The following is a 13008-nucleotide window of genomic DNA, read 5'->3' as shown; positions in this document are numbered from 1 at the left end:
AAGATTGATAGCGGTTGCTTAGGGAGGGGACGACTTTAATGGGGAACCAGAACCCGATAAACTATTAACCAGATTCTCTTGGTTCCTTCGTCCCTCCCATCCTGATAAAAAATATATGAGCAATAATAGACCTAAAATTATAGTCTTAGATGACGACCCGACAGGTTCCCAAACAGTCCATAGTTGTCTGTTATTGATGCGGTGGGATGAAGATACTCTCCGCTTGGGATTGGCAGATAATGCACCAATTTTCTTTGTTTTGACCAATACTCGCGCTTTAACCCCCGAAAAAGCCGAGTCTGTCACCAGAGAAGTCTGTCATAACCTGAAAACTGCCTTAACTAAAGAGGGAATCGAGGATTTTTTGGTGGTTAGTCGTTCCGATTCTACCCTGCGCGGGCATTATCCGATCGAAACTGATGTTATTGCCGAAGAATTGGGCGGTTTTGATGCACATTTCCTGATTCCAGCCTTTTTTGAGGGAGGTAGAATCACCCGTGATAGTATTCACTATTTAATCATCGATGGCGTTCCCACTCCCGTCCACGAGACGGAATTTGCTCGCGATTCGGTTTTTGCCTATCATTACAGTTATCTGCCGGATTATGTGGAGGAGAAAACGCAAGGTAAAATTAAAGCAGATGATGTAGAGAGATTTTTACTGGCAGATATCCGTCAAGGTAGTTTAGAACGACTGCAAAAGCTCAAAAATAATCAATGTGGGGTGGTAGATGGGGAAACTCAAGCGGATCTCGATCGCTTTGCTGAAGATATTTTAACCGCCGCAGGGGAGGGAAAAAAATTTTTATTCCGTAGTGCCGCCAGTATTTTAACTTCTTTGGCTAATTTAGGAACTCAACCGATCGCACCCGAATCTATGGGTAAGTATAAGCCCACAGGGGAAGCCGGGGCAATTATCGTCGGTTCCCACGTCAAAAAAACTAGCCAACAATTAGATGAACTGCTTCAACAACCCAACACCGTCGGAGTTGAAATCGATGTGACGGCATTGCGCGATCGTCCTGAGCAACGAGAGCAACTCATAGCACAAGCTCTGGAAAAAGTCAAGCTTATTCACAAAAATAAACAAACCCCCGTTATCTATACCAGTCGGCAAGAGTTAACCTTTGCTTCTGTGCAGAAACGTCTTGATTTTGGGGTTGCCGTCTCCACCCTGTTAATGGACATTGTTAAGGGTTTACCCAGTGACATCAGTTTTTTAATCAGTAAAGGCGGAATTACTTCCAATGATGTCTTAAGTACGGGTTTAAGCCTGCAATCAGCCCGTTTACTCGGTCAGATTCTCCCCGGTGTCTCCATGGTCCGTACAGCAGCCGATCATCATCTCTTTCCTAATTTACCTGTGGTTCTTTTCCCGGGTAACGTCGGTGATGTCCAAGCTTTGGCCACAGTTTATCAGCGTTTGTGTCAATAGGAGGCAATCAGTTATCAGTTATCAGTTATCAGTTATCAGTTATCAGTTATCAGTTATCAGTTATCAGTGAGCAGTGAGCAGTGAGCAGATGTGAGTTTTCAGGTTCTTCGTTACTTGGTATGGTTCGATAGGGGGGCATAAATCGACTAAATCCTTATCTGGCAAGAGATTTAATTGATTAGTTCGCTCTAGATCAAAAACAATTGATAAAAATCGCCAAATGTCTTTCTATATAAGGGTTCCATCTCTTATAACCTCCATTCATTGCATAACACAAACCGAAGAGCCAAATCTCGAATGTAATTTTTCCGTCTTCAAGCTGAGGTGCTTGAGACGCATGACTTCTCGGACTTGTTCTAACAGTCGAGGGGATTGTGCTTCTTCTGTCATCAGCAAATGCGGTAAAATCCACTTGAAGGGAATACTAGACCACCCTCTGCGGTTATTATTCCCTAATTGAGGTGATTAAACCGCACGGTGCGGTATTAGGTATGATTAAGGGGGTGTTAGACCGATGGAGGTGGGATAGTAGGATAGATGAGGGTGCTAGACCGCAGAGAGCGGTATAATTAATAGTTGGGCTGCTTCATCACTCGGTTGAGGCAGTGCATTCCGTTTACTTGTTAAGTGTTATTGTCCTTGAGTAAAAAATGCAAGTTGTAGCCGTGCAAAGTATAGTTCGGTGTTGAGGGAGTTGAGAAGTGGGATGAGCAGCAAGGGTATAGTTGTCATTATTCTGTTCTTATTTTTTACAGTTCTCGTTATATGTTGGATATTTGCTACATTGGGAGCAACCTCTGAAGGTGTTATAGCCTTGGTAGTATTTGTCCTTGTGCCTGTTGGAGGATATTTATTTAAGCCCATCCGAGACGAATTAGATTCCTTTATCAGCAATTTATTTATTAAAAAATCAATTTACCGAATTTGCATTTTTGGTCGCCCTGGCAGTGGTAAGTCCACCTTTATAGAAACTGCCTTCACACTTATTAATCCGAATAGAGATAGGAGATCGACTGAAGTTTTTGATTATTATGAATTCAAAGTTCAGTTAGGTTTAAGGAACTTTGCCGATGTGGCGATAGCAGACTATAAAGGACAAAATCCTAGTCAGGTAATAATTCAGGCTTCGCCAGATTTCTTTGGCTCTGAAGGTAGCCGAGTAATTAACGCAGTTTTACTCATTGTAGATCTTGTTCCTAGAAAAACCGACGAAAAGGGTAAGCTGCTTAGCGATGAAGCTTTATTTGAATGGTTGAAACAGGGAGATATTATAGGAAAAATAGAAGCAAGAGTCCAAGAACACCATGATTACATTAATGAAGCCTCTTTAGAACTGCTTTTTGCAAGTTTATATAGCAGCAACCTGAAAAGCGTCATATTTTTAATTAATAAGCTAGATCTAATTGACAATCTAATTAACGATGGATACATTACATTAAATAATTTTCGCAATGGTAAAGAATATGCCAAGCATAAATTTGAGATAATGATTAAAAATATTTCTAGAGCTTGTTCTGAGTTGAAGATAGAAGACTTCTCAGAAGATTCTTCAGTTTTTACAGTATGTGCAAAAAAGACAGATGATCTCAAACCTTTAATCGTTAATTTATTAGGGAAACGGAATTAAATATGTCTGAAAAACCACCAAACTATAGTGATCCTGAAGATAAAGTTGACTACCAAGTTATCAAGTCTTCCTATGGACGTGCGAACAAAACCTCTGCACGCAACAATCTGTACTTTTTAGTCGCCCTCGCCATAATTGTCCTCCTTTGTGCAATGGTGTTTTTTCAATCACTAAAAATTGGAGATTTGAAAGAAAGAGTAACAAATCTGGAAACAAAAGTTACAAACCTAGAATCTCAAGTTACAAACCTAGAATCTCAAGTTACAAACCTAGAATCTCAGTTACGATCGCTTTTTCAACCACCTTATCACTAGCTAATCTTCTTGGCTATCAAGGATTAAAGCGTCAAGAGAATTGGGAAAATTACCTCGCTCAACCATTTTTGTGAAGGCTTTATAACAATCATTTTTATCCCCTTGTTTGCGAGGATAGCCTAGCCATAAAACAAAAATTGCTTTATACTCCTTGGTTTGTATATAGCGTTTCTGATTCAGAAGAGGTACATTTCCGATCCTGAACAGCTTAATCGGCAAAGGTTTAAGTGTGCCGCACAAATGCGAGAACCGCTATAGTGCGATCGCCGCTCTTGTAGGGTGCGTTAACGAAGTGTAACGCACCTAATCTATGGTTATTCAATAATTGATGTAATGGTGGATTACGCTGCGCTAATCCACCCTACGGGGGGTTAAAATTATTATTCTTCCCCTATTTCTTCGGTTATGCTACAGTGCTTGTGAAGCAGCATAGACTTTTACTTCCTTCTCTAAACGTTCTCTGAGCCTATCTTTTTCTACTTCAATATCATACCTTGTTTGAAGATTCATCCAGAACCTTTCAGACATACCAAAATAACGAGAAAGCCTTAAGGCAATATCGGCAGTAATTCCTCGCTTTTCCTCGATAATTTCCTTGATTTGCTCTATTGGTACATTAAGATCTTCTGCCAAACGTTCTTGGCTAATTTCCATCGGTTTGAGAAATTCTTCTAACAGAATCTCACCAGGATGAATGGGGGCTAATAATTTTTTCTCAGTCATGATTATTGAGTAACAATTAATGATAATCGACTATTTCTACATTGTAGGCGTTGCCATTTTTCCAAATAAAACAGATCCGCCACTGATCGTTAATTCGGATACTATGCTGATTTTTTCTATCTCCTGAGAGTTTTTCCAACCGATTAGATGGAGGAATGTATAAATCCTGTAAAGTTTCGGCCGCGTCTAAAACTTCTAGCTTTCTCCGAGCATTTCGTTGAATATCTTGAGGTAATTTTCGTGAAAATTTACGTTTGAATAACTGCTCTGTCTCCTTAGATGCAAAACTCTTAATCATCAATAATTAGGAAAATGCACTACTATCATATCATCTTAGTGCGATCATCGATCTCATGCTAACGTTAGATCGCAATCTTTCTGTGGAGGCGCAGTTGAAAGTGTATCTGTGGGTTACGATCGCTTTTGCAACCACCTTATCACTAGCTAATCTTCTTGGCTATCAAGGATTAAAGCGTCAAGAGAATTGGGAAAATCACCTCGCTCAACCATTTTTGTGAAGGCTTTATAACAATCATTTTTATCCCCTTGTTTGCGAGGATAGCCTAGCCATAAAACAAAAATTGCTTTATACTCCTTGGTTTGTATAGCCCGAAAGAATAAGCGATAACGGTCAGGTAGTCCCATCTTTTTGACTCTTCCGTAATGCTTGAGCGCCCCAGTCAGAGCAAAATGGGAAGCAAAAGGGTCGAGAGGGATTTTTTCTTTAATGGCGACCATAATCGCCCTGTAGAGTTTGACTGTAGAATGAGTACGGTATGCTTCTGTTGGCAAGGTGTTTTTTAGTTTACGAACCTCAACTTGTAAATCGCGGCGTTGTTGCCCAAAAAGTCTTTTAATAAAGTAGATTCGCCAACCGTTAACTATCAAGTTCTACTCCTGTCATCAACTCTTCATCGACCGCTGCCATCGCTTCCGTATAAGCTTCTAACTCAGCATCAGGATTTAATAGGGCTTGCTTGGTCAGAAAATCTAAAAATAAACTCATCATCAGTTCATCTTCCTCCTGTTCTACAGATTGAGGCTGTAAGCGGACTAATAAGGTATCAGGGCTGATAACTTCAACAGCACCTTTAGCTTCTTTGAATTGGGGATTATCCTTAAAAAAACTGGCACTCAGACGGAAACCTGAAGCATTGCCTATTCTAGCCCAGGTTAGATTGTATTGTTTGTTACTCATGATTTTAGGCAAAGTTTACTACATATCATGTTATTACATAATTTAATAACATACAAGGTTGCCCAGTTTCTCTACCGCGTTTTAACTGAACTTACCCCATACATATATACTATAGGGGAGCGCGCCGAGAAAGCCATCGAGTAAAACTAGCGGATTTCGATTTAACAACGCGTAATGAAAAAAGTTCCGATTTTTGCCGTGGTGTACCGCAGCGTGAAACTTGCCGAAAACCTGTTCCGGAACATGGTAGAGAAACGTAGAAATTAAATCACCGAGTAGCAAGAGCGCTAGGGTGATCAGGATGGCTTTTAGTATAAGTAGTGTCAAAGTTTTCCCCTTAATTTTCCGCTCGATCGTGTTTTGCAATTTACTATAAAAGAGAAAGTTAAATTTTTCTTTATGATTAAGTTAATTTTTAAAATCACGCCTTATATGAGTTGCCCAAAGGGTTGAACAGGAGTCTGCTCAAAGGATGGACACAAAGTCCCTCAACTTTCTTTCTGAGCAATCGCTCCAAGTTGCGTCCTGTATTCTGCACCTCATTGAAAACCCCCTCAATCCGTTCTCGAAAATGTTGAAGAAGTCGCTCAAAGACGGGAGAAGTTTGTTGATGTTGATTGACTCTCTTAGCTGTAGAGACTCGATTACCTGTGGTTCTTGATATCTCAGTCTGCCAATCAGTACCAATAAACCCCTTGTCGGCTAGGATATTGTTGCCTTGAATGAACTGCAATACGGATTCTGCTGCGGGAGCGTTCGTCAGTATGAGCAGGGACGAGGGAATAAACCAAAAGGTCAACATTTCACTATCACTGAAACTAGGCTCAGGTCCAGGCAGCATGGGAGTCAAGCGATATCCCTGTTCTTGATACCAGTCATCCACCAGGACATAAATAATAGTCAAGAGGTTGGGAGCATCTATCCTATTCATGGGAGGCCTCATGCTTTGGAGTGATTACCTTTATCGTGACCCCTCCCTTTGATTTTACAAACCTCTCTATCTCACATCAGCCGCAATTCCTAATTCATAATTCCTAATTCCCACTGCTGCCGGCTGCTCAAGGTTCATAATTAAAGAAACATCTATACTGATAGCCAGTTAATTTTTATGAAAACTGTTGCCGATACGGACTTGAAAAGGCTAGAAGACTTAATTATCAACGGACAAAAAGCGATCGAGACTCGTTTCACGGCGATCGAGAATAGTATCGTCGAAATTAAAGCTGATATTGGCGAAATTAAAGCTGATATTAAGGAAATCAAGCAAGATGTTAAATCCCTAGAGATAGGACAGGCAAAATTAACCGAAAGAGTCGAAGGGATGGATAATCGCCTCAAAATAGTCGAGGGCAGTCAAAAAAATCAAATTTGGGCATTGATAACCATTTTAGGAGGTTCACTAATTACCGCTTCCGTCGGTTTGCTGATCGCTATTTTGCGCTTTGTCTTTTTTAAGTAAAAAATTATGGCTATGGATGAAACTAAAACCGAAATAAATCAAGAAATCGACCTAGAAACCGAAAAAATTGAGCCATCAGCCTCGGTAAGGTCAAGATACGCCCAAATTCACCTAAAAAGTGAGGGCGAGAAATTGGTGCTAATTTTGCCCAAAACCAGCGCCGGGGAGACAAGTCAGGATTGGACAGATATCTTGACAGGATTGAAATATTATCTCCGTAATAGCGGCCAAAACAGCCCCGCTAGAACACCAGTACACCTACGGGCCAACGATCGCCTGATGGATACGCGCCAACTACAAGCGATCGCCACAATTTTAGACAGCGCCGAATTACCCCTGCATACCATCCAAACCCAAAGAAGACAAACCGCAGTAGCAGCGGCAACTATGGGTTACAATGTCGAACAAATGCGATCGAGTCCCACGGTTTTTGGGGACGAGCAACCGCTGCCATCCCTCCTCGCCGAACCTTTGTACTTAAAAACCACCCTGCGATCGGGTGTAGAAATCCGTCACCCCGGTACAGTTATAATCATGGGCGATGTCAACCCCGGCGGATCGATCGTCGCTGATGGCGATATATTAGTTTGGGGGAGTTTACGCGGTGTGGCCCATGCGGGATTCCGAGGCGATCGAGCGGCGCTAATCATGGCTCTGCGAATCGATTTAACTCAACTGAGGATCGCGGAATTGGTGGCACGGGCCCCGGCTTTAAATAGCGATCGCATAGAACCAGAAATTGCCTGTATCAGCGAAGGAGGAATCCGCATCATTGGGGCTTATAATTTTTCCAGAACCTACACCTTTAAAGATAAAGTGGGATGGGTCGAAAAAAGGTGATCAGTGACCAGTAAACAGTGATCAGTAAACAGTAAAAATAGGGATTAACTGCGTTGAAACAAAAAACTCTATCAAACCAATAACTGATAACTGATAACTGATAGCTGATAGCTGATAACTGATAACTGATAACTGATAACTGATATAAATTATGGCTCGTGTAATTGTGGTGACATCGGGAAAGGGAGGAGTCGGTAAAACGACGGTAACGGCGAACTTAGGTTCAGCCTTATCTCAATTAGGCTGTCGAGTCGCCCTTGTCGATGCCGATTTCGGACTGAGAAATCTCGATTTATTGTTAGGATTAGAACAGCGTATCGTTTATACTGCCCTCGATGTGGTGGCGGGAGATTGTAGTCTTGATAAAGCTTTAGTTAAGGATAAAAGACAGGAAAATCTGGTTCTATTACCGGCGGCACAAAATCGTACCAAAGAGGCAATTACCGCCGATCAAATGAAGGATTTAGTCGCCCAATTGTCAAAAAGTTACGACTATGTATTGATTGATTGCCCAGCAGGAATTGAAATGGGTTTCCGCAATGCGATCGCTGCTGCCCAGGAAGCGATCATCGTTACTACCCCAGAAATGTCGGCGGTGAGAGATGCCGATCGCGTGGTAGGATTACTAGAAAGCGAGGATATTAAAGGTATCCGTCTGATTGTCAACCGGCTGCGGCCAGAAATGATCCAACTTAATCAGATGATCAGCGTCGAGGACATTCTCGACTTATTGGTAATTCCCCTGTTGGGGATTATTCCCGACGATCAAAGAATTATTATTTCCACTAATAAAGGAGAACCATTAGTATTAGAGGAGAAGACTTCTCTTCCCTCCATGGCCTTTAGAAACATTGCCCAACGTTTACAGGGTCGCGATGTGCCGTTTCTAGATTTAATGGCCGGTCAGGAAGGTTTTCTTACCCGTCTGCGTCGTCGCTTGTTTGGGCCTTAAACTCTCTCATCTCAACCCTTTAACCTACTATGAATGACCTGATCGATAAACTTCTAGCATGGCGCGGTTCGGGCAAAAGTGGCGACCAAGCTAAAAAACGCTTAAAACTTATTCTGGCCCACGATCGCGCCGATCTTAGTCCCGAAATTCTCGATATGATGCGTCAAGAAATCTTAGAAGTGGTCGGTCGTTATCTTGATATCGACACCGAGGAAACCGAGTTACTCTTAGAAAGTGACCAACGAACTACCGCCCTGATTGCTAATTTTCCGATTCGTCGCATCAAACGCCGTCCTTTAACCTAAAAATTGCCATGAAAACTCAACCGATCGAGCTTTGGCTTAGTCTAGCGGTCAGTCCCTTTCTTCTCTCCTATCTGGCCTTGCGTTCCCTCAATCATTGGTTAATTGAATTGGGCCAGGAAAGTGAGGAATTGTTTCGCGGCGATCGCTTACCCCTTCTCAATATTCCCGATCAGTTACCAGTCAACAGTGACCGATAATCCAAGAAAAAAGTCTTTTTGCCCCCTGAAAAGAGGCAATAATGGTAAAGTTTTTGTTAAAAATAGGAAAAAATGTGATTCTTTGGCATATAATCTCATTTTTGACAAACCGTAAAGAACTAATCCCGATATATCAGTAATCAGTGATCAGTTATCAGTTATCAATGATCAGATTTGAGTTTTCAGTGAATAGTATTAAGGGGCAAGTTCTGAGCTTTCTTTTCACTGATGACTGATGACTGATGACTGTTTACTGATTACTGATTACTGATTACTGAAATTATGAGCGTCCTTGTCCCCTCGACCGAAACCGAACAGGATATTTTCCCCACTTCCAACCTGTTTCTGCAGCAAAGACTGAAATTAATCGAAGATTTATGGAAAGAAGTCTTGATCTCCGAATGTGGTCAAGAATTAGTCGATTTACTGGAATTACTGCGCCATCTCTGTTCTGAGGAAGGACAAGTGACCGATGATAGTGCGGAGGCAACGATCGCCAAAATGATTGAAGACTTGGAACTAGGGGAAGCGATCAAAGTTACCCGCGCTTTTGCCCTCTATTTCCAGTTAATCAATATTATTGAACAACACTACGAACAAAGGGATCAGCAACTACTGCGACGGACGGTGATCGGGGAAGAAAACGAAAGTCCCAAGACAGATCCACCGCAGAAAAGCCTTTTAGCCACCATTGTCGGGGCTGATTGGCTGGAAAAAACCCTGAACGAGTCCGATCACTCCAGCCCAAAATCGGGGCTATTTCACTGGTTATTTCCCTATCTTAAACAGGTTAACGTCCCTCCCCAAGAAATCCAGCGTCTTCTCGATCAGTTAGATATCCGTCTGGTTTTCACGGCCCACCCCACGGAAATTGTCCGTCACACCATTCGCATTAAACAGCGCCGCATCTCGGGCATTCTCGAAAAACTCGACCAAGCAGAAGAAATCTTTCGCAGTATGGGGTTAACTAACTCCAGAGAAGCACAGACAGTCACCAAACAGTTAAAAGAAGAAATACGTTTTTGGTGGCGAACAGATGAACTACACCAATTTAAACCCACCGTCGTCGATGAAGTGGATTACGCCCTCCACTACTTCGATGAGGTTCTCTTCGATTCCCTACCGCAGTTAACCCTGCGTCTGCAGCAAAGCCTACAATCCTCCTTTCCCCGTTTACAAGCGCCGAAAAATAACTTCTGTCGCTTCGGTTCTTGGGTGGGGGGCGATCGGGATGGCAATCCCTCCGTTACCCCCGAAGTCACCTGGAAAACCTGCTGTTATCAGCGCAATCTCGTTGTTAAAAAATATCTCGATGCTATTCGCGACCTGACCAGTATTTTAAGTGCCTCCCTGCACTGGTGTCACGTCTTGCCGGAGTTGCTGGACTCCCTGGACAGAGATAAACAGCAAATGCCCGAAATCTATAGCCAGTTAGCAATCCGCTACCGTCAGGAACCCTATCGCCTCAAATTGGCCTTTATTCAAAAACGTCTGGAAAATACCCGTGATCGCAATGATCGCCTTAATGACCCGGAAGAACGACAATTATTAACTAAACTCAACGAAACCAACATCTATCGCTCTGGTTCCGAGTTTTTAGCCGAATTACAGCTATTACAGCGCAGTCTCTTGCAAACCGGTCTTTCCTGTCAAGAACTCGATCAACTGATTGCCCAAGTGGAGATTTTTGGCTTTGTCCTGACTCAGTTAGATTTTCGGCAAGAATCCACCCGTCACGCCGAATGTATCGAAGAAATCGCGGCCTATCTCGGAGTTTTACCCAAACCCTACGGCCAATTAACTGAATCAGAAAAAATCGCCTGGTTAGTGGCGGAATTAAAAACCCGTCGGCCCTTAATTCCCCGGGAAATGCCCTTTTCGGAAAGAACCTGCGAAACCATTGAAACCCTGCGAGTTTTAAGAAGTCTGCAAGGGGAATTCGGTCTGGAAATCTGCCAAACCTACATTATCAGCATGACCAACGAGGCCAGCGATGTGCTAGAAGTGCTGTTATTAGCCCAAGAAGCTGGTTTATACGACCCCGCCACTAGCCGCAGCTCCCTCCGCATTGTTCCCCTCTTTGAAACCGTCGATGACCTCAAACACGCCCCCGGCATCATGCAGACTTTGTTTGAATTGCCCCTCTACCGGGCAGCCCTAGCCGGCGGTTACGATCATTTAGGGGCTTTAAACGGGGAGGAAGTGGCCCCGGAACCGGCCATCCTCGAACCGAGTAATTTACAGGAGATTATGGTGGGTTACTCCGATAGTAACAAGGATTCCGGCTTTTTAAGCAGTAATTGGGAAATTCATAAGGCCCAGAAGGCTTTACAGAAAACCGCTAAACAATACGGCGTGGATCTACGTCTTTTTCATGGCCGGGGCGGTTCCGTCGGTCGCGGTGGGGGTCCGGCCTACGCCGCTATCCTCGCCCAACCCCGGGGAACTATTAACGGTCGCATTAAAATCACCGAACAAGGCGAGGTTTTAGCCTCGAAATACTCCTTACCAGAATTGGCCTTGTATAACCTCGAAACCGCCGTAACGGCAGTCATACAGGCAAGTTTACTGGGCAGTGGTTTTGATGATCTCGAACCTTGGAATCGCATCATGGAGGACTTGGCCACCCGTTCACGGCAAACCTATCGCAGTTTGATTTATGAAGAACCGGACTTTTTAGACTTCTTTCTGTCCGTAACTCCCATTCCTGAAATTAGTCTTTTACAGATTAGTTCCCGACCGGCGCGCCGGAAAAGTGGTCAACAGGATTTAAGTACCCTGCGGGCAATTCCCTGGGTGTTTAGTTGGACGCAAACCCGTTTTCTTTTACCGGCTTGGTATGGTTTAGGGACAGCTTTACAGATGTTTCTCGATGATTCTCCTAGCAGAAATTTGGAATTGTTACGCCATTTTTATCACAAGTGGCCTTTCTTCCAGATGGTGATTTCTAAGGCAGAAATGACTCTATCAAAGGTGGATCTACAGATGGCCTATCACTACGTCAGTGAACTTTCTAAACAGGAAGATCGAGAACGTTTTGAACGTCTGTTTGAAAGGATTAAAGAGGAATATAATCGCACTAGCGAGATTGTTCTCCAGATCACCGGCGAGAAACATTTATTAGATAATGATCCGAGTTTACAGCGCTCGGTGCAGTTACGCAACGGTTCGATCGTTCCCCTCGGTTTCCTACAGGTGTCTCTCCTCAAGCGTTTACGTCAATACAATAGTCAAGCTCAATCTGGTGTGATTCATTTCCGCTATTCTAAAGAGGAGTTATTAAGGGGCGCTTTAATGACGATTAATGGTATTGCCGCAGGGATGAGAAATACCGGTTGATTACAGATAATTAGGGTGTGCTGAAAAAGTGTATTGGTGGGGGCAGGGTGTGGGGTGTAGGGTGTAGGGTGTAGGGTGTAGGGATTTTGAGGGGGTCAACCACCTAATTTTCAGGGAAAAAGTCCTTGAAATTTCCCTCCGATACCCGCAATGGCTGGCACTTTTTGAGGGGAAAAAAGTCTAAAAATGTTACCCAACAAGGTTTTTAGATTTATTCAGCCAACCCTAATTAATGGTAGTTTTCGGGGGGATTGTCTTGAAGGTAATCCACCCCATTTTTGTGATTTGTCAACTTTTTGTAGAACTTCTACTGAGTTGTTATTTTTAAAGGGAAACTCCCCGATAAAATTGGCCATTACTTCCGATTTTATCACTCAATCCCAGCTTTTGGGGGGTTCTATTGGCTAATATTACTATAGCGTTTCCTAAGCTAGTGAGGTACACATATTTTTCTTCCCTTTTGACTTTTGCCTCTTGCCTTGGCTCTTCTAGGTTCTGTGTGAGCATGGTATAATAGTAACACAGAACAGGAGGTGGGTTATGTGGATAAATTTTGATCAACTCCTCGATTTACCAAATGTAACAGTGGTCAATTATCAAAAAATTGATGAGACAATTT

At 43.0% G+C, this 13008-nt stretch carries 17 protein-coding genes; 9 read left to right on the top strand and 8 right to left on the bottom strand.

The window, feature by feature from the left end; translation table 11 throughout:
• Nucleotides 1-115 precede the first annotated feature (115 nt).
• Nucleotides 116-1435 (top strand): four-carbon acid sugar kinase family protein, encoded by a 1320-nt coding sequence (locus tag IM485_RS19875; protein WP_287745154.1) that lies wholly within the window; start codon nt 116-118, stop codon nt 1433-1435.
• A 261-nt stretch (nt 1436-1696) separates the two neighbouring features.
• Here the strand turns inward: IM485_RS19875 and IM485_RS19870 are convergent, their stop codons facing one another.
• Complete coding sequence (locus IM485_RS19870) at nt 1697-1825, bottom strand: hypothetical protein (RefSeq protein ID WP_004161683.1); 129 nt, start codon at nt 1823-1825, stop codon at nt 1697-1699.
• Between the two features lie 316 nt (nt 1826-2141).
• Between IM485_RS19870 and IM485_RS19865 the strand changes: the two genes are divergently transcribed.
• Both IM485_RS19865 and IM485_RS19860 read left to right on the top strand, forming a co-directional pair.
• Nucleotides 2142-3062 carry a hypothetical protein gene (locus IM485_RS19865; RefSeq protein ID WP_002793386.1) on the top strand — a complete coding sequence of 307 codons (921 nt, stop codon included), beginning with the start codon at nt 2142-2144 and terminating at the stop codon, nt 3060-3062.
• 2 nt (nt 3063-3064) lie between these two features.
• Nucleotides 3065-3376 (top strand): hypothetical protein, encoded by a 312-nt coding sequence (locus tag IM485_RS19860; RefSeq protein ID WP_002793385.1) that lies wholly within the window; start codon nt 3065-3067, stop codon nt 3374-3376.
• Here IM485_RS19860 and IM485_RS19855 read toward each other — a convergent pair whose 3' ends face one another.
• The 6 genes from IM485_RS19855 to IM485_RS19830 all read right to left on the bottom strand — a co-directional run bounded on the left by IM485_RS19855 (nt 3377) and on the right by IM485_RS19830 (nt 6228).
• Nucleotides 3377-3595, bottom strand: coding sequence for a type II toxin-antitoxin system YhaV family toxin (locus IM485_RS19855; protein WP_287745149.1), 219 nt, complete (start codon nt 3593-3595; stop codon nt 3377-3379).
• A 189-nt stretch (nt 3596-3784) separates the two neighbouring features.
• A complete protein-coding gene (locus tag IM485_RS19850) occupies nt 3785-4099 on the bottom strand; it encodes a HigA family addiction module antitoxin (protein ID WP_002733868.1) in 315 nt (104 codons plus the stop codon).
• 16 nt (nt 4100-4115) lie between these two features.
• Complete coding sequence (locus IM485_RS19845; RefSeq protein WP_052277943.1) at nt 4116-4397, bottom strand: type II toxin-antitoxin system RelE/ParE family toxin; 282 nt, start codon at nt 4395-4397, stop codon at nt 4116-4118.
• 146 nt (nt 4398-4543) lie between these two features.
• Nucleotides 4544-4987, bottom strand: coding sequence for a type II toxin-antitoxin system YhaV family toxin (locus IM485_RS19840; protein ID WP_287745147.1), 444 nt, complete (start codon nt 4985-4987; stop codon nt 4544-4546).
• Nucleotides 4977-5297, bottom strand: a complete 321-nt coding sequence (locus IM485_RS19835; protein ID WP_002793380.1) for a hypothetical protein — start codon at nt 5295-5297, stop codon at nt 4977-4979. The genes IM485_RS19840 and IM485_RS19835 overlap by 11 nt, the downstream gene beginning before the upstream one ends.
• Before the next feature lie 421 nt (nt 5298-5718).
• Entirely contained in the window at nt 5719-6228 is a 510-nt protein-coding gene (locus tag IM485_RS19830) for a transposase (RefSeq protein ID WP_104398009.1), read from the bottom strand.
• A gap of 177 nt (nt 6229-6405) precedes the next feature.
• Between IM485_RS19830 and IM485_RS19825 the strand changes: the two genes are divergently transcribed.
• The 6 genes from IM485_RS19825 to ppc all read left to right on the top strand — a co-directional run bounded on the left by IM485_RS19825 (nt 6406) and on the right by ppc (nt 12389).
• A complete protein-coding gene (locus IM485_RS19825; protein WP_287745145.1) occupies nt 6406-6756 on the top strand; it encodes a hypothetical protein in 351 nt (116 codons plus the stop codon).
• A 12-nt stretch (nt 6757-6768) separates the two neighbouring features.
• The gene (gene minC, locus IM485_RS19820; protein ID WP_104398054.1) at nt 6769-7596 is read left to right on the top strand and encodes a septum site-determining protein MinC; all 828 of its coding nucleotides are present in this window, start codon (nt 6769-6771) and stop codon (nt 7594-7596) included.
• 151 nt (nt 7597-7747) lie between these two features.
• Nucleotides 7748-8548 carry a septum site-determining protein MinD gene (gene minD, locus IM485_RS19815; RefSeq protein ID WP_002733442.1) on the top strand — a complete coding sequence of 267 codons (801 nt, stop codon included), beginning with the start codon at nt 7748-7750 and terminating at the stop codon, nt 8546-8548.
• Between the two features lie 29 nt (nt 8549-8577).
• Nucleotides 8578-8853 (top strand): cell division topological specificity factor MinE, encoded by a 276-nt coding sequence (gene minE / locus IM485_RS19810; protein WP_002732811.1) that lies wholly within the window; start codon nt 8578-8580, stop codon nt 8851-8853.
• Nucleotides 8854-8861: 8 nt separating this feature from the next.
• Nucleotides 8862-9050, top strand: coding sequence for a hypothetical protein (locus IM485_RS19805; RefSeq protein ID WP_287745143.1), 189 nt, complete (start codon nt 8862-8864; stop codon nt 9048-9050).
• 282 nt (nt 9051-9332) lie between these two features.
• Nucleotides 9333-12389 (top strand): phosphoenolpyruvate carboxylase, encoded by a 3057-nt coding sequence (gene ppc / locus IM485_RS19800; protein WP_287745141.1) that lies wholly within the window; start codon nt 9333-9335, stop codon nt 12387-12389.
• A 324-nt stretch (nt 12390-12713) separates the two neighbouring features.
• On the opposite strand, the gene IM485_RS19795 is transcribed toward ppc, so the two are convergent.
• Nucleotides 12714-12896, bottom strand: a complete 183-nt coding sequence (locus IM485_RS19795; RefSeq protein WP_287745175.1) for a hypothetical protein — start codon at nt 12894-12896, stop codon at nt 12714-12716.
• Nucleotides 12897-13008: the final 112 nt, after the last annotated feature.

The sequence above is a fragment of the Microcystis sp. M169S2 genome (assembly GCF_020245865.1).
Classification (GTDB): Bacteria; Cyanobacteriota; Cyanobacteriia; order Cyanobacteriales; family Microcystaceae; genus Microcystis; species Microcystis ichthyoblabe_A.
This window is presented reverse-complemented; position numbering and strand designations above follow the sequence as displayed.

Bases quoted from the DNA above. Each gene is read 5' to 3' on its own strand.
- IM485_RS19870 (WP_004161683.1), bottom strand. From the start codon at position 1,825: ATGACAGAAGAAGCACAATCCCCTCGACTGTTAGAACAAGTCCGAGAA.
- minE (WP_002732811.1), top strand. From the start codon at position 8,578: ATGAATGACCTGATCGATAAACTTCTAGCATGGCGCGGTTCGGGCAAA.
- ppc (WP_287745141.1), top strand. From the start codon at position 9,333: ATGAGCGTCCTTGTCCCCTCGACCGAAACCGAACAGGATATTTTCCCC.
- IM485_RS19875 (WP_287745154.1), top strand. From the start codon at position 116: ATGAGCAATAATAGACCTAAAATTATAGTCTTAGATGACGACCCGACA.
- IM485_RS19825 (WP_287745145.1), top strand. From the start codon at position 6,406: ATGAAAACTGTTGCCGATACGGACTTGAAAAGGCTAGAAGACTTAATT.
- IM485_RS19835 (WP_002793380.1), bottom strand. From the start codon at position 5,297: ATGAGTAACAAACAATACAATCTAACCTGGGCTAGAATAGGCAATGCT.
- IM485_RS19830 (WP_104398009.1), bottom strand. From the start codon at position 6,228: ATGAATAGGATAGATGCTCCCAACCTCTTGACTATTATTTATGTCCTG.
- minC (WP_104398054.1), top strand. From the start codon at position 6,769: ATGGATGAAACTAAAACCGAAATAAATCAAGAAATCGACCTAGAAACC.
- IM485_RS19845 (WP_052277943.1), bottom strand. From the start codon at position 4,397: ATGATTAAGAGTTTTGCATCTAAGGAGACAGAGCAGTTATTCAAACGT.
- IM485_RS19795 (WP_287745175.1), bottom strand. From the start codon at position 12,896: ATGCTCACACAGAACCTAGAAGAGCCAAGGCAAGAGGCAAAAGTCAAA.
- IM485_RS19865 (WP_002793386.1), top strand. From the start codon at position 2,142: ATGAGCAGCAAGGGTATAGTTGTCATTATTCTGTTCTTATTTTTTACA.
- minD (WP_002733442.1), top strand. From the start codon at position 7,748: ATGGCTCGTGTAATTGTGGTGACATCGGGAAAGGGAGGAGTCGGTAAA.
- IM485_RS19805 (WP_287745143.1), top strand. From the start codon at position 8,862: ATGAAAACTCAACCGATCGAGCTTTGGCTTAGTCTAGCGGTCAGTCCC.
- IM485_RS19860 (WP_002793385.1), top strand. From the start codon at position 3,065: ATGTCTGAAAAACCACCAAACTATAGTGATCCTGAAGATAAAGTTGAC.
- IM485_RS19850 (WP_002733868.1), bottom strand. From the start codon at position 4,099: ATGACTGAGAAAAAATTATTAGCCCCCATTCATCCTGGTGAGATTCTG.